The sequence below is a fragment of the Cellulomonas sp. GTC20042 genome (genome assembly GCF_055389595.1).
In genome coordinates, this window is sequence record NZ_AP043678.1 from 52,565 (window position 1) to 72,707 (window position 20,143).

Annotated in this window: 18 protein-coding genes and 1 pseudogene; 9 read left to right on the forward strand and 10 right to left on the reverse strand. The window is 74.0% G+C overall.

The genetic code is table 11. The features are described 5' to 3' along the window. Window positions 1-46 precede the first annotated feature (46 nt). The 4 genes from ACZ5HG_RS00285 to ACZ5HG_RS00300 all read left to right on the forward strand — a co-directional run bounded on the left by ACZ5HG_RS00285 (window position 47) and on the right by ACZ5HG_RS00300 (window position 5,649). Entirely contained in the window at window positions 47-1,330 is a 1,284-nt protein-coding gene (locus tag ACZ5HG_RS00285) for an ABC transporter substrate-binding protein (protein ID WP_464179480.1), read from the forward strand. 106 nt (window positions 1,331-1,436) lie between these two features. Further along, window positions 1,437-2,459 carry a carbohydrate ABC transporter permease gene (locus ACZ5HG_RS00290; RefSeq protein ID WP_464179483.1) on the forward strand — a complete coding sequence of 341 codons (1,023 nt, stop codon included), beginning with the start codon at window positions 1,437-1,439 and terminating at the stop codon, window positions 2,457-2,459. Next, complete coding sequence (locus ACZ5HG_RS00295; RefSeq protein ID WP_464179485.1) at window positions 2,459-3,364, forward strand: carbohydrate ABC transporter permease; 906 nt, start codon at window positions 2,459-2,461, stop codon at window positions 3,362-3,364. Before ACZ5HG_RS00290 ends, ACZ5HG_RS00295 begins: the two co-directional genes overlap by 1 nt. Next, window positions 3,361-5,649, forward strand: a complete 2,289-nt coding sequence (locus tag ACZ5HG_RS00300; protein ID WP_464179487.1) for a glycoside hydrolase family 3 C-terminal domain-containing protein — start codon at window positions 3,361-3,363, stop codon at window positions 5,647-5,649. The genes ACZ5HG_RS00295 and ACZ5HG_RS00300 overlap by 4 nt, the downstream gene beginning before the upstream one ends. A 37-nt stretch (window positions 5,650-5,686) precedes the next feature. On the opposite strand, the gene ACZ5HG_RS00305 is transcribed toward ACZ5HG_RS00300, so the two are convergent. The 5 genes from ACZ5HG_RS00305 to ACZ5HG_RS00325 all read right to left on the reverse strand — a co-directional run bounded on the left by ACZ5HG_RS00305 (window position 5,687) and on the right by ACZ5HG_RS00325 (window position 10,307). Then, window positions 5,687-6,706, reverse strand: a complete 1,020-nt coding sequence (locus ACZ5HG_RS00305) for an Abi family protein (protein ID WP_464179489.1) — start codon at window positions 6,704-6,706, stop codon at window positions 5,687-5,689. 134 nt (window positions 6,707-6,840) lie between these two features. Then, on the reverse strand, window positions 6,841-7,881 hold the full coding sequence (locus ACZ5HG_RS00310) for a LacI family DNA-binding transcriptional regulator (protein ID WP_464179491.1): 1,041 nt from the start codon (window positions 7,879-7,881) through the stop codon (window positions 6,841-6,843). A 139-nt stretch (window positions 7,882-8,020) separates the two neighbouring features. After that, window positions 8,021-8,656: a response regulator transcription factor gene (locus ACZ5HG_RS00315; RefSeq protein ID WP_464179493.1), complete on the reverse strand. Its 636-nt coding sequence runs from the start codon at window positions 8,654-8,656 to the stop codon at window positions 8,021-8,023. After that, window positions 8,653-9,771 carry a sensor histidine kinase gene (locus tag ACZ5HG_RS00320; RefSeq protein ID WP_464179495.1) on the reverse strand — a complete coding sequence of 373 codons (1,119 nt, stop codon included), beginning with the start codon at window positions 9,769-9,771 and terminating at the stop codon, window positions 8,653-8,655. The genes ACZ5HG_RS00315 and ACZ5HG_RS00320 overlap by 4 nt, the downstream gene beginning before the upstream one ends. 11 nt (window positions 9,772-9,782) lie before the next feature. Then, complete coding sequence (locus ACZ5HG_RS00325) at window positions 9,783-10,307, reverse strand: hypothetical protein (protein ID WP_464179497.1); 525 nt, start codon at window positions 10,305-10,307, stop codon at window positions 9,783-9,785. A 152-nt stretch (window positions 10,308-10,459) separates the two neighbouring features. On the opposite strand from ACZ5HG_RS00325, the gene ACZ5HG_RS00330 reads away from it, so the two are divergent. Together ACZ5HG_RS00330 and ACZ5HG_RS00335 are read left to right on the forward strand one after the other, a co-directional pair. Further along, window positions 10,460-10,837: a BlaI/MecI/CopY family transcriptional regulator gene (locus tag ACZ5HG_RS00330; protein ID WP_464179499.1), complete on the forward strand. Its 378-nt coding sequence runs from the start codon at window positions 10,460-10,462 to the stop codon at window positions 10,835-10,837. Continuing rightward, window positions 10,834-12,294, forward strand: coding sequence for a M56 family metallopeptidase (locus ACZ5HG_RS00335; protein WP_464179501.1), 1,461 nt, complete (start codon window positions 10,834-10,836; stop codon window positions 12,292-12,294). The genes ACZ5HG_RS00330 and ACZ5HG_RS00335 overlap by 4 nt, the downstream gene beginning before the upstream one ends. 67 nt (window positions 12,295-12,361) lie before the next feature. Here ACZ5HG_RS00335 and ACZ5HG_RS00340 read toward each other — a convergent pair whose 3' ends face one another. From ACZ5HG_RS00340 to ACZ5HG_RS00360, 5 genes are all read right to left on the reverse strand, one after another. Beyond that, the gene (locus tag ACZ5HG_RS00340) at window positions 12,362-13,312 is read right to left on the reverse strand and encodes an EamA family transporter (RefSeq protein WP_464179503.1); all 951 of its coding nucleotides are present in this window, start codon (window positions 13,310-13,312) and stop codon (window positions 12,362-12,364) included. A 280-nt stretch (window positions 13,313-13,592) separates the two neighbouring features. Further along, window positions 13,593-14,171, reverse strand: coding sequence for a CDP-alcohol phosphatidyltransferase family protein (locus ACZ5HG_RS00345; protein ID WP_464179505.1), 579 nt, complete (start codon window positions 14,169-14,171; stop codon window positions 13,593-13,595). A gap of 13 nt (window positions 14,172-14,184) precedes the next feature. Further along, window positions 14,185-14,646 carry a hypothetical protein gene (locus ACZ5HG_RS00350; RefSeq protein WP_464179507.1) on the reverse strand — a complete coding sequence of 154 codons (462 nt, stop codon included), beginning with the start codon at window positions 14,644-14,646 and terminating at the stop codon, window positions 14,185-14,187. Window positions 14,647-14,733: 87 nt separating this feature from the next. Beyond that, window positions 14,734-16,518, reverse strand: a complete 1,785-nt coding sequence (locus ACZ5HG_RS00355) for an ABC transporter ATP-binding protein (protein WP_464179509.1) — start codon at window positions 16,516-16,518, stop codon at window positions 14,734-14,736. Beyond that, window positions 16,515-18,098, reverse strand: a complete 1,584-nt coding sequence (locus ACZ5HG_RS00360) for an ABC transporter transmembrane domain-containing protein (protein WP_464179511.1) — start codon at window positions 18,096-18,098, stop codon at window positions 16,515-16,517. Before ACZ5HG_RS00360 ends, ACZ5HG_RS00355 begins: the two co-directional genes overlap by 4 nt. A 99-nt stretch (window positions 18,099-18,197) precedes the next feature. On the opposite strand from ACZ5HG_RS00360, the gene ACZ5HG_RS00365 reads away from it, so the two are divergent. From ACZ5HG_RS00365 to ACZ5HG_RS00375, 3 genes and pseudogenes are all read left to right on the forward strand, one after another. Beyond that, window positions 18,198-18,938, forward strand: coding sequence for a helix-turn-helix domain-containing protein (locus tag ACZ5HG_RS00365; protein ID WP_464179513.1), 741 nt, complete (start codon window positions 18,198-18,200; stop codon window positions 18,936-18,938). Window positions 18,939-19,062: 124 nt separating this feature from the next. Beyond that, window positions 19,063-19,272, forward strand: a pseudogene (locus tag ACZ5HG_RS00370) (iron chelate uptake ABC transporter family permease subunit); the annotation flags it as partial. Beyond that, window positions 19,269-20,138 (forward strand): ABC transporter ATP-binding protein, encoded by an 870-nt coding sequence (locus tag ACZ5HG_RS00375; protein ID WP_464179515.1) that lies wholly within the window; start codon window positions 19,269-19,271, stop codon window positions 20,136-20,138. The pseudogene ACZ5HG_RS00370 and the gene ACZ5HG_RS00375, both read left to right, overlap by 4 nt. The last annotated feature ends 5 nt before the right edge of the window (window positions 20,139-20,143 follow it).

Sequence of the window (20,143 nt, forward strand, 5' to 3'; positions counted from 1 at the left end):
TGCGGACGGGGACGTCCGTGAGCGCAGACGATGAAGGAGTCGACAAGTGCGAGCAGGAACCAGGTGGCTGGGTGTCGCGGCAGGTGTGGCCGCGGGCGCTCTCGTGCTCACCGCGTGCGGGGGCTCGGGTGACGAGGCCGCCGAGGACGGGACGATCACCCTGTCCATCAGCACGTTCAACGAGTTCGGCTACGACGAGCTGATCGAGGAGTACATGGCGGACCACCCCGGGGTGGTCGTGGAGCAGACCAAGGCCTCCACCGGCGACGAGCTGCGCGAGAAGATCATCACCGGCCTGGCGGCGGGCTCCGGCCTGACCGACGTGGTCGCCGTGGACGTCTCGTGGCTGCCCGAGCTCATGGAGTACTCGGACCGCTTCGTGGACCTGTCCTCCGAGGACGTCGAGGGCCGCTGGCCGGAGTGGAAGACCGCCGGCGCGACCACCGCCGACGGCGAGCTGATCGGCTACGGCACGGACATCGGCCCGGAGGTCATCGCCTACCGCGCCGACCTGTTCGCGGCCGCGGGCCTGCCGACCGACCGCGAGGCCGTGGCCGAGCTGCTCGGTGGCGACGGCGCGACGTGGGAGACCTACCTCCAGGTGGGTCAGCAGTTCACCGACGCGACCGGCACCGCCTGGTTCGACTCGGCGGACGCGATCTACGAGGGCATGATCAACCAGCTCGACAACCCGTACGAGTCGGACGACGACGAGCTGATCGCCCTCGACAACCCCGAGGTGCGCGAGTACTACGACACGGTGACCGACGCTGCCGCGAGCGGTCTGTCGGCCGGCCTGAGCCAGTGGAGCACCGACTGGCAGGCTGCGTTCCAGGGTGACGAGTTCGCCACGATGCTGGCGCCGAGCTGGATGCTCAACACCATCGCCGGCAACTCCGCGGGCTCCGACGCCGTGTGGGACATCGCGGACGTCTTCCCCGGCGGCGGCGGCAACTGGGGCGGCTCGTACCTCGCCGTCCCGACGCAGAGCAAGCACCCGGAGGAGGCCCGCGAGCTCGCCGCGTGGCTGACCGCCCCGGAGCAGCAGGTCCGCGCGTTCGAGGTCTCGGGCAACTTCCCGAGCGCCACCGACGCCCTGACCGACCCGACGGTGACCGCCCTGGTCAACGCGGACTTCAACAACGCCCCGACCGGCGAGATCTACGCCAGCGCCGCCTCCGGCATCGAGTCGGTGGCCCACAAGGGCCCGAAGTTCTTCGCGCTGACCGATGCGATGCGTGACGCGATCGACCGCGTGGACGTCGCCAAGACCGACGACGCCGAGTCCTCGTGGAAGAAGTTCGTCTCCGAGATCGAGTCGCTCGGCTGACACCCCTGTCGCTGCCGGCGGGACGTGCCCCCGCACGCCCCGCCGGCAGCGTCGCACCACCCCCGACCCGCCCCACGCGCCCAGCGCCGAGCAGCAGAGAGCAGTCATGACCAGCAGATCGACGTCCGCGAGCGGCGCCCGGCGCGTCGGGTTCTCGCAGCGGCTCAGCCGGTGGGACGTGCGGCTCTCGCCGTACCTCTACGTCTCCCCGTTCTTCCTCCTGTTCGCCGTGGTGGGCCTGTTCCCGTTGCTCTACACGGCGTGGGTGTCGCTGCACGACTGGCACCTGATCGGCGGGCAGGGCGAGCTGGTGGGGCTGGAGAACTTCTCCGCCGTGCTGAACGACCGGCTGTTCTGGGTCGCGCTGCGGAACACCTTCTCGATCTTCCTGCTGTCCTCCGTGCCGCAGATCATGATCGCGGTGGTGCTGGCGGCGATGCTCAACGCCAACCTGCGCACCAAGACGCTGTGGCGGATGGGCGTGCTGCTGCCCTACATCGTGGCGCCGGTGGCCGTCGGCCTGATCTTCTCCAAGGTGTTCGCCGACCAGTCCGGCCTGGCGAACGCGCTGCTCGACCTGGTCGGCATCGACCCGATCGCCTGGCACGCCTCCCCGCTGGCCAGCCACGTCGCCATCGCGACCATGGTCAACTTCCGCTGGATCGGCTACAACACGCTGATCCTGCTGGCCGCCATGCAGGCGATCCCCACCGAGATGTACGAGGCGTCCGTGCTGGACGGCGCCGGCCGCATCCGCCAGTTCTTCTCGATCACGGTGCCGATGGTCCGCCCGACCATGATCTTCGTGATCGTCACCTCCACGATCGCCGGCCTGCAGATCTTCGACGAGCCGCGCATGTTCGACCAGTGGGGCCAGGGCGGCTCCGACCGGCAGTGGATGACCGTGACGATGTACCTCTACGAGGTCGGCTGGGGCGCGCAGAAGTCCTTCGGTCGTGCGTCGGCCATCGCCTGGCTGCTGTTCCTGATCATCATCGCCATCGCGATCGTGAACTTCCTGCTGACCAGCAAGATCGCCTCCTCCGACGGCGTCAAGAAGCGTGCGCCGAAGAACCGCGCCGCCCGCCGCGCCGCCGGGATCACCACCGCCACGAAGGGTGACCGCTGATGACCTCCGTGCCCGTCACCCACCAGATGAGCGGCCCCGGCGCGGCCCGGGCCCGCCGCCGCAAGCTCAACCGCGCCGGCGACGTCCACCGGCCGACCTGGGTCAACTACACGGTGCTCGCCGTCGTGATCCTGGTCTTCGCATACCCGCTCTACTACGCGTTCCTGCTGGCCACCTCGGACGCCGAGACCATCGCGGGCAGCGTGATCCCCTCGCTGATCCCGGACAGCGAGCTGTGGGACAACGTCCAGCGCGTGCTGAGCTCGGACATCCAGTTCTGGAAGGCCCTCGGCAACTCGGTGATCGTGTCGGTCACCACCGCCGTCTCCGTGGTGCTGTTCTCCACGCTCGCCGGGTACTCCTTCGCCAAGCTGCGGTTCCGTGGCCGCCGCCCGTTGCTGCTGTTCGTGATCGCCACCATGGCCGTCCCGACGCAGCTCGGCATCGTGCCGCTGTTCATCGTGGTCTCGAAGCTCGGCTGGCAGGGCAACCTGCTCGCGGTGATCGTGCCCGCGCTGGTCACGGCGTTCGGCGTGTTCTGGATGACCCAGTACCTCGAGACCGCGCTGCCCTACGAGCTGGTCGAGGCCGCGCGCGTCGACGGCGCGTCGATGTTCCGCACGTTCTGGTCGATCGCCCTGCCCGCTGCCCGCCCGGCGGCCGCGATGCTGGCGCTGTTCACCTTCGTGCAGAACTGGACCAACTTCTTCTGGCCCTTCATCGTGCTGGGCTCGACCAACCCGACGCTGCCGGTGGCGACCCAGCTGCTGCAGTCCCAGTACTTCAAGGACTACTCGCTGATCATGACGGGAGTCGTCATGTCCACGCTGCCGCTGCTCGTGCTCTTCGTGGTCGCCGGCAAGCAGCTCGTCAGCGGCATCATGGCCGGGGCGGTGAAGGGATGAGCGCCGTGGACCCCACCCTGCTGACCGTCGAGGAGGCCGCCGCGCTGACCTCGGGGGCGTCGTTCTGGCGCACCGAGTCCGTGCCGCGCCTCGGCATCGAGTCGTACATGCTCACCGACGGCCCGCACGGTCTGCGCAAGCAGGCCGGTGCCACCGACCACCTCGGCGTGGCCGTGGCCGAGCTCGCCACCTGCTTCCCGCCGGCCGCCGGGCTCGGTTCCACGTGGAACGTCGACCTGCTGGAGGAGGTCGGTGCAGCGCTCGGCACCGAGTCCGCCGCGCACCAGGTGTCCGTGCTGCTCGGCCCGGGCGCCAACATCAAGCGCTCCCCGCTGTGCGGGCGGAACTTCGAGTACCTCTCCGAGGACCCGGTGCTGTCCGGCGACCTGGCCGCCGCGCTGATCCGCGGCATCCAGTCCCGCGACGTCGCCGCCTCGCTCAAGCACTTCGCGGTGAACAACCAGGAGTCCGACCGCATGCGCATCGACGCGGTGGTCGACGAGCGCGCGCTGCGCGAGGTCTACCTGGCGTCCTTCGAGCGGGCCGTCACCCAGGGCAAGCCCTGGACCGTCATGTGCTCGTACAACAAGATCAACGGCACCTTCGCCGCGCACAACCGCTGGCTGCTCACCGACGTGCTGCGGGACGAGTGGGGCTTCGACGGGCTGGTCGTGTCCGACTGGGGCGCTGTCAACGACCGGGTCGCCTCGATCGCGGCCGGGCTCGACCTGGAGATGCCGTCCACCGGGGGCGTCACCGACGCGCAGGTGGTGTCGGCTGTTTCTTCTGGGGCACTGGCCCGTGAGGTGCTCGACGTGGCGGCCGGGCGGGTGCTGGCCCTCGGGTCGCGGACCCGGGCGTCCGCCGTCGGCGGTCCCGCGGCGGATCTGGACGCGCACCACGCGCTCGCCCGGCGGGCCGCGCAGGAGTCCGCGGTGCTGCTGAAGAACGACGGCGCGCTGCTGCCGCTCGACCCCACCGCCACCGGCCGGATCCTGGTCGTCGGACAGTTCGCCGTCGAGCCGCGCTACCAGGGCGCCGGGTCCTCGCAGGTCAACCCGACCCGCGTCGACGCCGCCCTCGACGCGCTGCGTGCTGCCGCCGGTCCGGGGCTGACGATCGACTTCGCCGCCGGGTACGCCACCGGTCTGGCCGCCGACGACCCGCAGGCCGTCGCGCTGCGGGACGAGGCGGTGGCCGCGGCCGCCGGTGCCGACGCCGTCGTGCTCTTCCTCGGCCTGCCCGCCTCCGACGAGTCCGAGGGCTACGACCGCGCCGACATCGACCTGCCCGCCGCGCAGGTCGCGCTGCTGGCTGCCGTCTCGTCCGCGGCAGACGCGGAACGCGTCGCGGTGACGCTGTCCAACGGCGGCGTGATCAGCACCTCCCCGTGGGAGCACCACGCCGCCGCGCTGCTCGAGCTCTGGCTCGGCGGTCAGGCCGGTGGTGGCGCCGCCGCCGACCTGCTGCTCGGTCACGCGAACCCGTCCGGCCGCCTGAACGAGACGATCCCGGTCCGCCTGGAGCACAGCCCGTCCTTCGACTCGTTCCCCGGCGAGCTGTCGCAGGTCCGCTACGGCGAGGGCATGTTCGTCGGCTACCGCGGGTTCGACGCCCGCGCGCTGCCGGTGCAGCACCCCTTCGGCCACGGCCTGTCGTACACGACGTTCGCCTACGGGTCGGCGTCGGTGCAGGTCACCGGCCCGACCAGCGCCACGGTGACCGTCGACGTCACCAACACCGGCGACCGCGCCGGGGCCGAGGTCGTGCAGGTCTACGTGCAGGACGTCGCCTCGACGCTCCAGCGCCCGGTCCGCGAGCTGAAGGCGTTCCGCAAGGTCGCGCTGGCCCCGGGGGAGACCACCGCCGTCACGATCGACCTGGACCGTCGCGCGTTCGCCTACTGGCACCCGCAGATGTCCGGCTGGGTGGTCGAGGGCGGCGAGTTCACCATCGAGGTCGGCGCCTCCTCCCGCGACCTGCGCACCGCCGCCACCGTCACCCTCGACGGCGACCCGCTGCGCACCACGATCTCGGAGTGGACCACCCTCGCCGAGCTCATGGCCCACCCCGTCGGCGGCCCCGTGCTGGAGCGCACCGTCGAGGGCGGTGGCGTCGGCCTGGCGGTGCTGCTGCTCGGCGAGACGTCGATGATCACCCCCGAGGGGATGCTGCGGCAGATCGACGGGCTGCCGCTGGTCAAGCTCGTGGAGCTGTTCCCGGCCATGCCGTTCAAGCACGACGGGGTGGCGGCGATCGTCGCCGAGGTCAACGCGGCGGTGTGAGGCTTGGGTCCCCACCACGCAAATGTCACCTCTCGTGTCACCGACGAGGTGACGTTTGCGTGGTGGCCTGCCACAGGTCGAGCCCGTCCCAGCCAGGAGGCACCCCGAGCGCGCGGAGGTCGAGACCCGGCTGCGCGGGGAAGGTGCGCAGCAGATCGACCATCCGGCCGGTCCAGTCGCTCCGGTCGTCCACAGCCCGCAGCAGGTACGCGATCACCGCGAGCGCGTTGTAGGTCCCGAATGCTCCCTTGGGCATCGTCGGTTCAGCCAGGTGGTCCAGGAGCGGGACCAGGCCGACCCTCGGCCGGCTCGGCGCATTCTGGAGCTTCCGGTTGAACAGGCGCGCATGGTGCGCGGCGACGTTGCGGACGTAGTTCGTACTGGCGAGCCAGCTGGTCATGATCCGCTTGGTCGGCACCTCGAAGGCGTCGGCGATCTGCTGGGCGTCCTCGTCGGTGAGGCCGCGGTAGAGCGTGGACAGGTGCCCGAGCTCGAGAACTTCGGTGAGCGCCCAGATCGGAATACGGCCCTCGTAGCGGCTCTGGAAGTACGCGATGAAGGTCTCATCCGATCTGCTCACCCTCGCGGCCACCCGCTCCAGCCACTCCGCGTGCTTGCTCGGGTCCGTGCGTGCACCCGTCTTGTCGCCGGCCTGAGGCAGAACGAACGCAGGCAGGAAGGTCGAGGCCTCCAGGTGCGCGAAGGCGGAGCGCCGACCCAGCACGTAGCCGAACCGCATCCGGATCGCGATCTCGATCCGCTCGACGGCCTCCATGACGAGCACGCGCAGGGCGCGATCGAAGTCGATCACCCGGCCGACCTGTGCGATGGACGTCCCCGTCCGGTAGCCGTCGAGCAGCACCGTCCGCTCTCGTCCGTCCTCGTCTACCCGCTGCTCCGCGTGCCGGAACGGATGCAGATAGCCGGTGAGCCGGTAGTAGCCCACGGCATAGAGCAGGGCCTCGGTGCGATCCCTCGGCTCGACATCGACCCCACGGGCAGCCAGGAGCGAGATCTGCTCATCGACGGAGCACCACGGCTTCGTGTACTCGGCCACGATGCCCCCTCGCACCATCGGTCAGACCAAGAAAATCAGCCCGCCGCCGTGAGGCAACGGGCTGATCGTGATGGCGACAAGTTTACCGGTCGGTCGTCGGGATGTCCATCGTGAACGGGATCACGAGCCCCTGATCAGAGATCCGTGCGTGGACCGCTCTCGACCACGGTGCGGTGCGACCCGGCCCACCCCGCCGCCGGCGCCGCCGTCGTCCCGCGCGTGACGAGCTCCAGCCGCCCCTCGCGCTGCAACGGCTCCGGCGTGCGCGAGCGCATCAGATCCGTGACCAGCTCCATCGCCTGCCCGCTCATCTCGCGCAGCGGCTGGCGGACGGTGGTCAGCCCGGACCAGTGCGCGGACTCGATGTCGTCGAAGCCGATCACCGAGAGGTCCTCGGGCACGCGCAGGCCGATCTCGCGGGCGGCGCGGAGCACGCCGAGTGCCTGGGTGTCGGAGGCGGCGAAGATCGCGGTCGGCGGCTGGTCGAGCGCCATCAGGGCGCGGGTGCTGTCTGCGGCGGGGTCGGCGCCGTGCTCGCCGAGGGCGGCGTAGGCGGCGGGGACCTCGATGCCGGCGGCGGCGAGCACCTCGGCGTAGCCGTGCCGGCGGCGGGCGGAGGAGGTGAAGCCGAGGCGGGAGGTGTGCTCGTGGTCGCCGACGAACGCGATCCGCCGGTGCCCGAGGTCGATCAGGTGCCGGGTGGCGATCCGTCCGCCCTCGACGTCGTCCACGGTGACCATGGGGTGCCCGGGCTGCTCGACGTCGAGGAACACCGGGTGGATCTGCGCCTGCTCCAGGGTGGCGAGCTGGGTGTCGCTGAGCCGGATCGAGACGACCAGCAGCGCCTCGGGGCGCAGGTCGTGGCACATGGCGTCGATGTGCTCGTCCACGTGGTGCGGCTGCTCGACGTCGAAGATGCTGACCGGCAGGCCGGTGTCGCGGGCGTGCTCGATGATGCCGCGCATGCGCTCCAGGGCGGAGGGCGAGGTGACGAAGGGCAGCAGCACGCCGATCGTGGGGACGCGTCCGCGGGCGAGGCCTCTGGCGGCGCGGTTGGCGACGAAGGAGAGGTCCTCGATCGCGGCGTCGATGCGCTGCGCGGTCTTGGGCTTCACCGAGGAGCCGTTGAGGTAGCGGGAGACGGTGCCGACTCCCACCTCCGCGTGGCGTGCCACGTCACGGATCGTGCTCACGGTGTCCCCCTCCGGTCGTCGATGGCCGGGTGCCAGTCTAGGGCCACCGGCGTAGTGGAACCGGTTCATCCTCGCACGGGCGAGGGCGGCGACCGCGCAGGTCAGGAGGGTACGAAACCGTTTACCGCCCGGAGGAGCGTCCGGCGTGGATCGCGACGGCGTGCGCGCGGTCCCGTGCACCGAGCTTCGCGAACACGTCGTTGACGTAGGACTTCACGGTCGAGACGGACAGGAACAGGCGTGCCGCGATCTCGGCGTTGCTCTCGCCGGCGACGATCCGGTCCAGCACCTCGGCCTCCCGGGCGGTCAGCGCGGGGAAGCGCTCGCGGGTCGGCAGCCGCTCGGCGAAGCCGCTGAGCACCCGCGCGCCGACCTCCGCGCCGAGGGTCACGTGACCGGCTGCGGCGGCCCGCACGGCGGCGGCGAGCTCGGTGCGCCCGGCGTCCTTGGTGAGGTAGCCGCGCGCGCCGGCGGCCAGCGCCCCGGTGATCGAGGCGTCGTCGCCGTAGGTGGTGAGCACGAGCACGGCGACCTCGGGGTGCTCGGTGCGCAGCCGGGCGGTGGCGGCGGTGCCGTCGAGCACCGGCATCCGCAGGTCCATCAGCACCACGTCCGGCGCCGCGCCGCCCACCAGGTCGAGCGCCTGCGCGCCGTCCGCCGCCTCCCCGACCACCTCGACGTCGGGCAGCAGGCCGAGCAGGGTCACCAGCCCGTCGCGCACGATCGCCTGGTCGTCCACCACCAGCACGCGGATCATCGGGGCACCTCCACGATCACGACGAACGGGTCACCGGGATCGATGGTGGCCGATCCGCCGGCCGCGGTCGCCCTCTCGCGCAGCCCGGCGAGCCCGGCGCCGCCGGACCCGGTCGCCACGCCGCCCTCGGCCCGCGGTGTGCTCACGGTCAGCCGCACGGTGGCGTCCTGGTCGAGGCGGACCTCGACCGGGGCGCGCGGCGCGTGCCGACGCGCGTTGGTCAGCAGCTCCTGCATCGCCCGACGGACGACCTCGACCGCCGGGGCGGACCCGGACGGGCGCCCGGAGGTGGTGAGCGTGAGGTCGCCGCCGAGCACGCGGTGGGTCTCGGCCAGCGAGCGGACGGCGGCCTCGGTGTCGACGTCGGTGCCGCGCAGGGACGCGACCGCGCGGCGCGCCTCGTCCAGCCCGGCGGCCGCGAGGTCCCGTGCCCGCCCGGCGCGCTGCCGGGCGTCGGCGGTGCGCTCGGCCTCCAGCTCCGCCTCCACCGCGTCGAGCTGCACCACCAGGCCGCCGAGGGTGTGCGCGAGCACGTCGTGCAGGTCCCGGGCGATCCGCGCGCGCTCCTCCAGCGCGGCGGACCGGGCACGTTCCTGCTCGACGGCGACGGCGTTCTCCAGCGCGGCGCGTTCTGCCTGCTCCCAGCGCCGGGTGCTGCGGCGGGCGAACCCCGACAGCGTGAGCAGGGCGAGGATCAGGGCGAGGCCGATCGCGAACGCCGGCGAGGGGTCGGCCAGCACGATCCCGGCGCCGAGCGCCGCGGCCGCCAGCAGGGGTGCGCCGACGATCTCGGCCCGTGACCGCCGGGTGTCCGAGAGCACGGACAGCAGGCCGGCCGCCAGTGCTGCGCAGCCGAGCCCGTCGGTGCCCGGCGTCGACAGCCCGCCGGCGAGCAGCATCACCAGCAGCATCGCGTCGTCCGCGCGACCGACGACCGGGGGCAGCAGCGCGCGCACCAGGAGCGTCAGGGACCCGATCAGGCCGACGGCGGCGACGGTCTGCCCGGGCCCACCGATCCGGGCGGCGATCAGTGCGCCGGTGACGGCGGCGATCAGGGCGAGCAGCACCCGCCGGGTGGGGCGCGACCGGGGCGGCGCGGTCGGGTCGGCGGTCACACGGCCCATTGTCACGACAGGACGCGCAGCTCGCCGGTCCGGGTCAGCAGCACGCTCGTCCGTGCCGCGCGGTTGACGGCGAGCACCAGGGCGATCGTGCCGCTCGCAGAGGCCAGCGCGAGGCCGTGGGTGTGGCTGTACGCACCCAGTCCGATGCGCACCGCGAGCACCGCGATCCAGAGCACCGTGCCCCGCACGCCGGTCCGGGTCTCCAGCAGCACCGGGCCGGTCGGCGGTCGGCGGCGCTGCGTCAGTCGGGCGCGCGACTCCGCGGAGAGCGGGCGGATCGTGGCGATCGACCCCATGGCGGCACCGGTGGCGACCGCGACGGCGGCCTCGACCAGCACCACGCCCAGGTCGGCGGCGGTGAGCGGCCCGAGGTCCGCGGAGGCGAGGGCGGCGAGCCCGAGAGCGCCCAGCAGCACCGGTCCGCGCCAGGCGCGGCCGGGCTCGAGCGCCCGCCACGTCGACTGCGTCCAGAGCACGCGGGCCAGCACGAGCAGCGCGACGACGAGAGTGATCAGGGTCGAGGTCATGACTCGATGCTTCGCCGGACGCGCCGCCGGCAGCACCACCCGGGGGTGGGGATGCGGGTGGGGATCCGGTCCGTCGATTCCGCCCCGCGATCTACGACATCTGTAGTACGTTGACGACAGTTGTCGAAGATCGATCGTCGAAGGAGCGCGCCGTGCGTCGTCTGCCGGAGTCCGAGCTGGACGTGATGGAGGTGCTGTGGGCGGCCACCGAGCCGCTCACGACCCGTGCCGTGGTGCAGGCGGTGCCCGACGACCGGGCGTGGAAGATCCAGACCGTCGCCACGCTGCTCTCCCGGCTGGAGGGCAAGGACTTCGTCACCGCCGACCGCAGCGGGCGCGACATCCGCTACACGCCCCTGGTCACCCGGGACGCCTACCTGGCGTTCGAGACCGACCGGTTCATGGAGCGGTTCCACCAGGGCAGCCTGCGCAGCCTGCTCGCGAGCTTCTCCGGCGGGCAGCAGGTGGACGAGGCCGAGCGCCGCGACCTGGAGGCGTGGCTGGACGCGCACGAGCGGGGCGAGGCATGACCGCGCTCGCGGTCTGGCTGGTCGCCATGACGGCGATCACCGGGCTCGCGCTGGCCGCCGACCGGCGGTGGGCCGACCGGCTGCGCCCGACGGTGCCGGCCGGGGCGTGGTTCGTGCTGCTGCTGGCGTGGCTGGTGCCGTTCCGGCCCGCGCTGCTCGGCGGGGGCGACGGCGCCGACGGATCGGCCGCGACGCAGGGGGTCGCGGGCGGGACGGTGCTGCCGGGCGTGCCGGGGATCGGCTGGACGCGGCCCGACACGGCCGTCGTCACCACGCCGGGCGTCGATCCGGCGCGCTGGGTGGTCGTGGCCCTGCTCGTGGTGTGGGCGGTCGGCGCCGTGGTGGAGATCGTCCGCGCGATGATCGCCCACCACCGGCTGCGCAGCCACGTGGACCGGTGGGGGACCGAGGTGGACGCCGACCTGGTGCGCGCACTGCTCGGTGGCTCGGCCGGTGACGGGCCCCGGCTGCCGCGCGTGGTGGTGGCGCCCGTCGGGGCGTCGCTGGTGGTCGGGGTGCGGTCGCCGCGCGTCGTGCTGCCGCAGCTCGACACCGACGCCGACCTGGTGCTGCGCCACGAGCGCGCCCACCTGCGCCGGCACGACCCCGCGCAGCGCGTGGTGCTCACCCTGGTCCGGGCCGTGCACTGGTGGAACCCGGTGGTCCGGCGTGCCGTCGCTGCCGCCGTCCGCAGCTCCGAGGTCGCCTGCGACGCCACGGCGACGCACGACCTCGGCCCGAGCGGCCGCGTGCGCTACGCCCGTGCGCTGCTCACGGCGCTGCCGAGCGCTCCGGTGCCCGGCCGCGTCCTGGTACCGGCACTCACGGAAGGAACTGATGTGGCACGACGGATCACGACACTGTTCGCGGAGGGACGACGGCACCGCGGGGTGGCGCTGCTGACGCTGGGGGCTGCCCTGGTGCTCGGCGTCGGCATCCCGGTCGCTGCGAACGCAGACGACGGCACCACCCCCGCCGGGTGCGAGCCCGGCACGGTCGTCAGCGAGGACGGGGCGCAGGCCTGCGAGCTCGTCGACGACCCGGCGGTCGCGGCGCCCGACGGGTGGGCGAGCGAGAACCAGGTGAGCGAGGAGGCGGGGACCGCAGCCGTCGAGGCGGCCGAGCGGGCTGCGGCGGAGCAGGGCGCCGCGGAGGTCGCCGAGGACTCTTCGGGCGGGGTGGCCACCGATGAGACCCTCACCCTCAGCGAGGACACCGGCACCGGTGAGGACCGGGTGCTGATCGACCGGCTCAGCGCCTACGAGGCGCAGGGCATCACGGTCGACGCCGACGGCATGGTGCGCTATCACGGCGAGCTGGTCCAGGCGCTGGTGCTCGACCGGGGCACGGACGTCACGTCGATGTTCTGGAACGACGCCGGCACCGTGCTGCTGTCCGTCGAGGGTGACACCCTGCGCGTGCTGTCCGACGAGGAGGCGCAGCGCCTGTTCGGCTGATCCCCGCACGCCGGCACCCCGCCCTCGCACGCCACGACCTGCGAGGGCGGGGCGTCGGCATGACCGATCAGTCCGCGGCGGCGCCTGTCACGACGGGGACGGAGGCGTCGCCGATCACCTGGTCGGCGGTGCGCCCGCGCCCGGCGCTCCACACCGCACCGGCCCCGGCGACCACCACCAGCGCGATCCCGCCGATCGCCGCGCCGGACAGGCGATCACCCAGCACCAGCGCGCCGATCAGCGCGCCCATCGCCGGGTCCACCGCGAACAGCGTGCCGACCACCCGTGTGCCCGCCAGCGCCACCGCGCGGTAGTCCAGCGAGAACGCCAGCGCGACGCCGAGCAGCCCGGAGGCGATCAGCGCCGGCACGTGGTCGACGGTCAGCGTGGGGGCCGCCGCGACCTGGAACGGGCTCAGCACCAGCGCGCCGACCGCCACCGACAGCGCCAGCCCGGACAGCCCACCGGTCTCGGCACCGACCCGCCCGGCGAGCACGGTGTACCCGCCGAACGCGACCGCCGCGCCCAGGCCGAGCACCACGCCCAGCACGTCGAGGTCGCCGGTCGGTCCGCCGACCACCAGCAGCACGCCGAGCAGCGCCAGCGGCGGCAGCAGCCGGCCCCTGCCGACCGAGCCGACCGCCGCCAGCGCCAGCGGCCCGCAGAACTCCAGCGTCACCGCGACGCCGAGCGGCAACCGGTCCAGCGCGGCGTAGAACAGCACGTTCATCGCGGCCATCGCCACGCCGTAGAGCACGATCGCCGTCCAGGCCCGCCGGTCACGCCCGCGGATCCGCGGACGGGTCAGGAGCAGCAGCACCACGGCGGCGGCGGTCATCCGGTAGCCGGACACGGCCAGCGTGCCCAGGTCGGCGAAGGCGGTCGATGCCAGCGCGGCGGAGGTCTGCACGGCGGTCGAGCCGATCAGCACGCAGACCGCAGCCAGCAGCGCGCGCGAGCGGACGCCGGTGGGGTCGATCAGGGCGCGCGCACGCGCACCCGAGGGGGAAGAGAGCATGGAGGATCCTCGAAGGACGACCCGTCGGTCGACGACGGGTGAGGTGGTCGGGGTGCCTGGCGGGCACGTCGACCCGTGGGTGGTCGACGGCCGGTCAGGCCGAGGGCCCCCGGCGCGGGGCGCAGCCCCGGTTGCTCATCGGATCCATGCGCGCAGGGTAGGCAGGCTGCGTCGGATCACGGCCGTCCGTCCCAGATGCCGGGCGGTACGTGCCGCCGAGTTCGGTGGTTCGTGCGAGAGAAGTGCCCGCGACCACCGAGCTCGGCCCGAACCACCGAACTCAGCGCAGGCGGCGCGAGGTGCGGTGCGGGGGGAGGAGGGAGCGGCGGTCCAGGTCGAGGGTGCGGGCGGTGGCCGCGATCGCGAGCTCTTCCAGCGCCGCCAGGGCGGCGAGGGCGGCCACCAGCAGCACGGGAACCGGGGGTGCCGCGCCCGCCCAGACCAGGCCGAGCACCCCCGCCACCACGACGCCGCCCGCGGCGCGGTTGGCCCAGGTGTGGATGCTCGCCCACCGACCGAAGCGGAGGCGCGCGACGAGCGCGGACGACCCGCGCAGCAGCACGACGGCCAGGATCGCGCCGGTCACCAGCGGGCGGGACCCGGCCGGGACCGCCAGCACCGCGCCGACCACCGCGCCGAGGTAGAGCACCGCGTCGGCGGCGGAGTCGAGGCGCGCCCCGGCGGGACCGGCGACGCCGAGCCGGCGGGCGACGCGGCCGTCCACGACATCGGTGAGCAGCGCGATGCCGAGCACGGCGGTGTACGCGGCGGGGCGGGCGGCGAGCAGGGGCAGCGCGACGCCGAGCGGCACCCGGGACGCCGTCAGCAGGTGGGGCAGCAGCGACGCGGGGCGGGGCACGAGCAGGGTCGGATCAGCGGGCGTCGGCGGGCAGGCGCACCGGCAGCAGCAGCTCGAGCTGGTGGTGGCCGAGAGTCGCGGCGACGGCCTCGGCGGTGACGATGCGGAACGCGACCGGACGATCCGTGGACTCGTCGATCTCGAGCGGCGATCCCGCGACCCAGGAACGGAGCGCGTCGAGCACACGCTCGCCGTCCGCGTCGTCCTGGTCGCGGCTGACCGCGCTGGCGTAGAGGCCGCCGGCGAAGGCGACCACGGGCCAGCCGTCGGCGTCCTCGTCGGGCCGGAGCAGGTAGCCCCAGCCGAGGGCCTGCGCGTCGGCGTCCCACCACATGAGGTCGCGCGGGGCGATCGGCAGGGCGTCGGCGCGGGCGCTGAACCAGGTGTCGAACCGGACGAGCACCTCGTCGCCGGCCGGGGCGGGCCCGGCGACGGCCATGCGGCAGGCGGGCAGGTCGATCACGCGTGCGTCCATGCGGTCCCCCGGGAGTCGGCTGTGCGACGACCGTCCCAGACGGTCCCGGGGCTCACCAGGGTCGAACGGCCCGGGCACGGGTGCAGGTCAGACGGGGTCGGCCACCGTCGTCCGCTCGCCGATCCACGCGGTCCACAGCATCCGGAACGGACCCTCGGCGTCGATCAGCGCCTGCGGCGGTCCGTCCTGCACCACGCGCCCGTCGGCCATCACGACGATCCGGTCGGCCCGCACGGCCTGGTCGAGGCGGTGCGCGACGAGCAGGGCGGTGCGTCCGGAGAGCACCCCGTCGAGGGCGGCGTCGAGGGCGCTCTGCCGGGACCGGGGCAGGTCGGCGGTGGCCTCGTCGAGGACGACCACCGGGGGATCGGCGAGCAGCACCCGGGCCAGCGCGAGCTGCTGCGCCTGATCCGGCCGCAGGGTGGTGCCGTCGGGGCCGAGCACGGTGGCGAGCCCGTCGGGCAGGTCCGCCCACCAACCGGCGCCGGCGGTCTCCAGCGCACGGACCAGCGCGTCGTCGTCGGCGCCGGGGTCGGCCAGGCGCAGGTCGTCGGCGAGCGGACCGGCGAAGGTGTGCACGTCCTGGTCGACCAGCACGACCTGCCCGGGCCGGTCGCTGTGCACCTGCGCGGCGGGCCGGCCGCCGACCAGCACGCTGCCGCCGGTGGGGTCCAGGGTGCCGGTGACCAGGCGGGCGAGCGTGGACTTGCCGGCGCCGGAGGTGCCGACCAGCGCGACCCGCTCGCCGGGAGTCAGGTGCAGCGTGACGTCGGTGAGCACCGGACGGTCCGGGCGGTAGGCGAAGTGCGTGCCGCGCACCTCGATCGCGACCGCCTCCCGGTTGTCGTCGGCGCGATCCGCGGCCGTGCCGGACGAGGCGCCGGCCGACCCGTCCGCGCCGTCGATCACGCCCACCAGCCGGGCCAGCCCCGCGCCGGCGAGCGCGAGGTCGTCGGCCTGGAACAGCAGCACGCCCATCGGCCCGAACAGCCGGTGGAAGAACAGCGCGGCGGCGGTGGCCGCGCCGACGCCGACGGCGTCCGAGGTGACCAGCAGGTACCCGGCGACCAGCACCCCGGCCATCCCGCACAGCTCGGCGAGGTTGGAGCCGTTGGCGAAGCGTCCGACGTAGCGGACCCCGCGCATCTCGGTGCTGATCGCCGCGCGGGAGGTGCGCTCGACGGCGGCGCGCTGGGCGTCGGCCTGGTGCAGGGCGAGCGCGGTGGGGGCGCCGTGCACCGCCTGGAGCAGGGCCTCGGCCCGCTCGCCCTCCGCCCGGCGTGCCTGCGCGTACACCGGCGGCGTGCGACGCCGGAACGCGCGCAGGCTGAGGATCTGCAAGGGCAGTGCGGCGAGAGCGCCGAGCGCGAACCGCCAGTCCAGCGCGCCGAGCCCGATCAGGGTGACCACCACCGAGAACAGCGCGGAGGTGACGGCGGGCAGCACCCCGGAGGCGGTCTCGCCGACGGTCTCGACGTCGCCGGACACCCGCGAGACGACGTCGCCCTCCCCGGCGGCCTCGACCTCCGCGACCGGCAGGTGCAGCACCCGCTCGACCACGTCCTCGCGCAGGGTGGCGAGCGACGCCTCGGTGACCCGGGCCATCAGGGATCGCCCGATCGCGTCCAGCGCCGCACCGGCCACGCAGGCGGCGACGATCGCGGCAGCAGCCCAGGCGACCGCGCCGACCGACCCGCCGTCGGTGGCGGTCTGCACGATCCAGCCGAGCAGCGCGGGCACGGCGAGCGCGGCGGTGGCGGCGGCGAGCATGACCACCGAGGTCAGCAGGAGCCGACCCCGGTGCGGGCGGAGCAGCCGACGGGTGGCGGCCCAGGTGGCGCGGCCGTCGGCGACCGGCAGCAGCGTGCTCATGCACCCACCACCCGGTCGCAGGCGGCGAGCAGGGTGGGGCTGTCGGTGACCAGCAACACCCCGGCGCCCGGGCGGGCGCGCAGCCCACGGGCCAGGGCGACCTCGGTGACCGAGTCGACGGCGGCGGCGGGCTCGTGCAGCACGAGGAACGGTTCGGTGCGGTGCAGGGCGCGGCTCAGGCGCACCCGGTCGCGCTGGCCGCCGGACAGGTCGGAGCCACCTGCCCGGATCGTCGATCCGGTGCCTGCGGGCAGCAGCGCGATCACGTCGTCCAGCACGGCGGCACGCAGCAGGGCGGGATCGGGCTCGCCGCCGGGTGCCACCGCGTCGGCGAGCGTGCCGGCGAACAGGTGGGCGTCGCGCGGCGGGGCGTGCACGACCGCGCGCAGCCGGGGGCCGAGATCGGTGGCGCAGACGTCGTCCACCCGCACCTGGTCCGGCACGGCCGGCACCCGGGCTCCGAGCACCTCGACCAGGTCGGCGGCGCCGGTGACGTCCGCGTGCACCCCGACCACCTCGCCGCGGGCCACCGTCACCGGGCCGTCCGGCAGGGCGATCGTCAGCGTGCGCGGATCAGCCGGTGCGGCGACCCGCGCCCACGGCAGCGCCCGCGGCGCCCCCAGCACCTCGCACAGCCGGGCGGCGCTGGCCCGGCGCTGCTTCAGGCTGACCACGATCTGCCCGGTCTGGGTGAGCGGCCACTGCACGGTCTGCACGACGCCGACCACCGTGACGAGCTGCCCCACCGTGATCGTGCCGCGCAGCGCGAGCCACCCGGCGGCCAGCGCGACCACGGCGACCAGCACCCCGGAGGCGACCTCGCTGCCGGCGTCGTACCAGGCACGGGCGCGGGCGGCGCCGACCCGGGAGGTGAGCAGGTCCTGGCTGGTGCGGCGGTAGCGGCGTGCGGCGGTGGCGGACGCGCCGAGGCCGTGCAGCACCCGCAGCCCGGCGACCAGGTCGGCGGCCAGCCCTGCGGCGTCGGCGGCCCGGCCCTGCTCGCGGGAGCTGCGGCGCTCCAGGGGCGCGGCCAGCCGGTGCATCAGCCAGACGGCCACCGGAACCCCGATCCCGAGGGCCAGCGCCAGCGGCGGGTGCACGGCGACCAGGGAGATCGCGGCGGTGACGATCGCGGCCAGCGCGGCGAGCTGACCGGACAGCAGCCAGGCGGTCCCGGCGACGCGCGAGGCGTCCGACGTGGCGAGCGAGAGGGTGGCCCCCGGGGTGCGGGCGGGCCCGCCGTGCGCGTCCAGCACCCGGTCCACCACGCGGGACCGCAGGTCGTGCTCGGCCTCCAGGTAGACCCGTGTCGTGAGCGCGTTGCCGGTGCGCCAGGCCAGGGTCAGCACGACGAACACCAGCACGAGCAGCAGCAGCCGGACCACCAGCGCGCCGACGTCCGCGCGCACCACGGCGTCGTCGATCGTGGCGCCGATCATCACCGGGACCAGCATCTCCGCGATCTGGTGGACCATCAGGCCCGCGGTCCCGGCGGTCAGCCGCCACCGCCGTCCTCGTGCGGTCAGGACCCCGATCAGCAGGCGGTCGGGGGTCGTCGCAGGTCGGGCGGCCGGTGTCACCCAGGAAAGGTAACCCTTACCAAGCATGTCCTCCACGCGGTAGCCTGCCAGGCCGTGTCGCGTTCGGGACACGTGTCCGCGCCAGGAGAGGGGTCGAGGGTGGAGTACCGGATCTGGACCAGCCACTTCCCCCCGGCCGCCTCGGAGCGCTGGGCGCGGCACCACCACGACGACGCCCACGAGCTGCTGTGGGGCGCGCGCGGGCTGCTCACCGTGCAGACCGACGACGGCTGGTTCGCCGTCCCTGCCACCGCCGGCCTGTGGATCCCGGTCGGCACCGCCCACGCCGTCGAGTCCTCCGGCGGCACCGGGTTCTTCTGCTCCTACTTGTCGCAGGCGCCGGCCGGGCTCGGTGGTCGCACCACCGCGGTCACCGTGCCGCCCGCGGTGGCCGAGCTGTTCCGGATGCTCTCCACCGAGGACCTGCCCGACGAGGTCCGGCACCGCTGCGAGCAGGTGATCCTCGACCTGCTGCGCTCGGTGGAGGTCGCGCCGATGGTGCTGCCGATGCCTGCCGACCCCCGGCTGCTGGCGGTGGCCCGCACCCTGCTGCGCACCCCGGACGACGGCCGGTCGGTGCAGGCCTGGGCCGACGAGCTGGCGATGAGCGTGCGGCACTTCTCCCGGCGGTTCGCGCAGGAGACCGGGATGACCTTCGACCAGTGGCGGCTGCACGCGCGGGTACGGGTGGCGCTGGGGCTGCTCGCGCAGGGCGTGCCGGTGGCGACCGTGGGCCGCCGGGTCGGCTACTCCAGCGCCAGCGCGTTCGTGCAGGCGTTCTCCCGGGTCATGGGGCACACCCCCGGCTGGTACCAGGGAGCACACGCCGCGGCGGCGTGATCATCCGATCTCCGGCGTGGCCGACGCGCGACACGATCTGTCCGTCCACCCCGTGATCGGCCATCGGCACCCCCTCCGAGCGCTCTTAGGCTAGGCAAGCCTTAGTCACGGCGCGCCGCGAGGTGCCGCCCCGCAGCTCGCCCGCCGGCTCTCCGGCGGCTCCGGCGTGGGCATGGCCTCCTCCGCCGCCATGGGCGCGCTGCTGCTCGTCGTCTCCGACGTGATCGCCCAGCGCGCCTTCGCCCCCACCCAGCTGCCCGTCGGGGTGGTGACCGTCAGCATCGGCGGCGCCTACCTGGTGTGGCTGCTCGTCCGAGAGGCCCGACGCCAGTGACCACCGATCGCCTGCTGCCCGCCGGCGCCGCGCCCGCCCCTGCGGCCGCACCCGCGCCTGCCACCGCCCCGGCACCGGCCACCGCCCGGATCGCCGCCACCGACCTCACCCTCGCCTACGGCGACCGCACGGTCGTGCAGCACCTGGACGTCGAGATCCCCGCCGGCGAGCTCACCGTGGTCGTCGGCCCCAACGCCTGCGGCAAGTCGACCCTGCTGCGTGCGCTCGCCCGCCTGCTGCGCCCCAGCACCGGGTCCGTGCTGCTGGAGGGCCGTGCGCTGCGCGACTTCGGCAGCAAGGAGCTCGCGCGGTCCCTCGGGCTGCTGCCGCAGACGTCGATCGCGCCGTCCGGGATCACCGTCGCCGACCTGGTGATGCGCGGCCGCTACCCGCACCAGCGGATCGGCCGCCAGCTGTCCCACGTCGACGCCGAGGCCGTGGGCCGTGCGATGGAGGCCACCGGCGTCACCGCCCTGGCCCCGCGGCTGGTCGAGGAGCTGTCCGGCGGGCAGCGGCAGCGGGTCTGGGTGGCCATGGTGCTGGCGCAGGAGACCGGCACGCTGCTGCTGGACGAGCCGACGACCTTCCTCGACATCACCCACCAGTACGACCTGCTCGAGCTGCTGGTCGACCTGCACCGCGCCGGACGCACCCTGGTCGCCGTGCTGCACGACCTCAACCAGGCCTGCCGCTACGGCACCCACCTGATCGCCATGCGTGACGGCGCGGTCGTCGCGCAGGGCGCCCCGGTGGAGGTGGTCACGCCGGAGATGGTCCGCGAGGTGTTCGGGCTGGAGGCGATGGTCGTGCCGGACCCCGCGGTCGGCACGCCGATGGTCGTCCCGCTCGGTCGCCCGCGGGGCTGACGGTC

Excerpts from the sequence above, each read along its gene's own strand:
- ACZ5HG_RS00340 (WP_464179503.1), bottom strand. The coding sequence starts at position 13,312 with ATGCTCTCTTCCCCCTCGGGTGCGCGTGCGCGCGCCCTGATCGACCCC.
- ACZ5HG_RS00295 (WP_464179485.1), top strand. The coding sequence starts at position 2,459 with ATGACCTCCGTGCCCGTCACCCACCAGATGAGCGGCCCCGGCGCGGCC.
- ACZ5HG_RS00335 (WP_464179501.1), top strand. The coding sequence starts at position 10,834 with ATGACCGCGCTCGCGGTCTGGCTGGTCGCCATGACGGCGATCACCGGG.
- ACZ5HG_RS00325 (WP_464179497.1), bottom strand. The coding sequence starts at position 10,307 with ATGACCTCGACCCTGATCACTCTCGTCGTCGCGCTGCTCGTGCTGGCC.
- ACZ5HG_RS00350 (WP_464179507.1), bottom strand. The coding sequence starts at position 14,646 with ATGGACGCACGCGTGATCGACCTGCCCGCCTGCCGCATGGCCGTCGCC.
- ACZ5HG_RS00290 (WP_464179483.1), top strand. The coding sequence starts at position 1,437 with ATGACCAGCAGATCGACGTCCGCGAGCGGCGCCCGGCGCGTCGGGTTC.
- ACZ5HG_RS00355 (WP_464179509.1), bottom strand. The coding sequence starts at position 16,518 with ATGAGCACGCTGCTGCCGGTCGCCGACGGCCGCGCCACCTGGGCCGCC.
- ACZ5HG_RS00315 (WP_464179493.1), bottom strand. The coding sequence starts at position 8,656 with ATGATCCGCGTGCTGGTGGTGGACGACCAGGCGATCGTGCGCGACGGG.
- ACZ5HG_RS00300 (WP_464179487.1), top strand. The coding sequence starts at position 3,361 with ATGAGCGCCGTGGACCCCACCCTGCTGACCGTCGAGGAGGCCGCCGCG.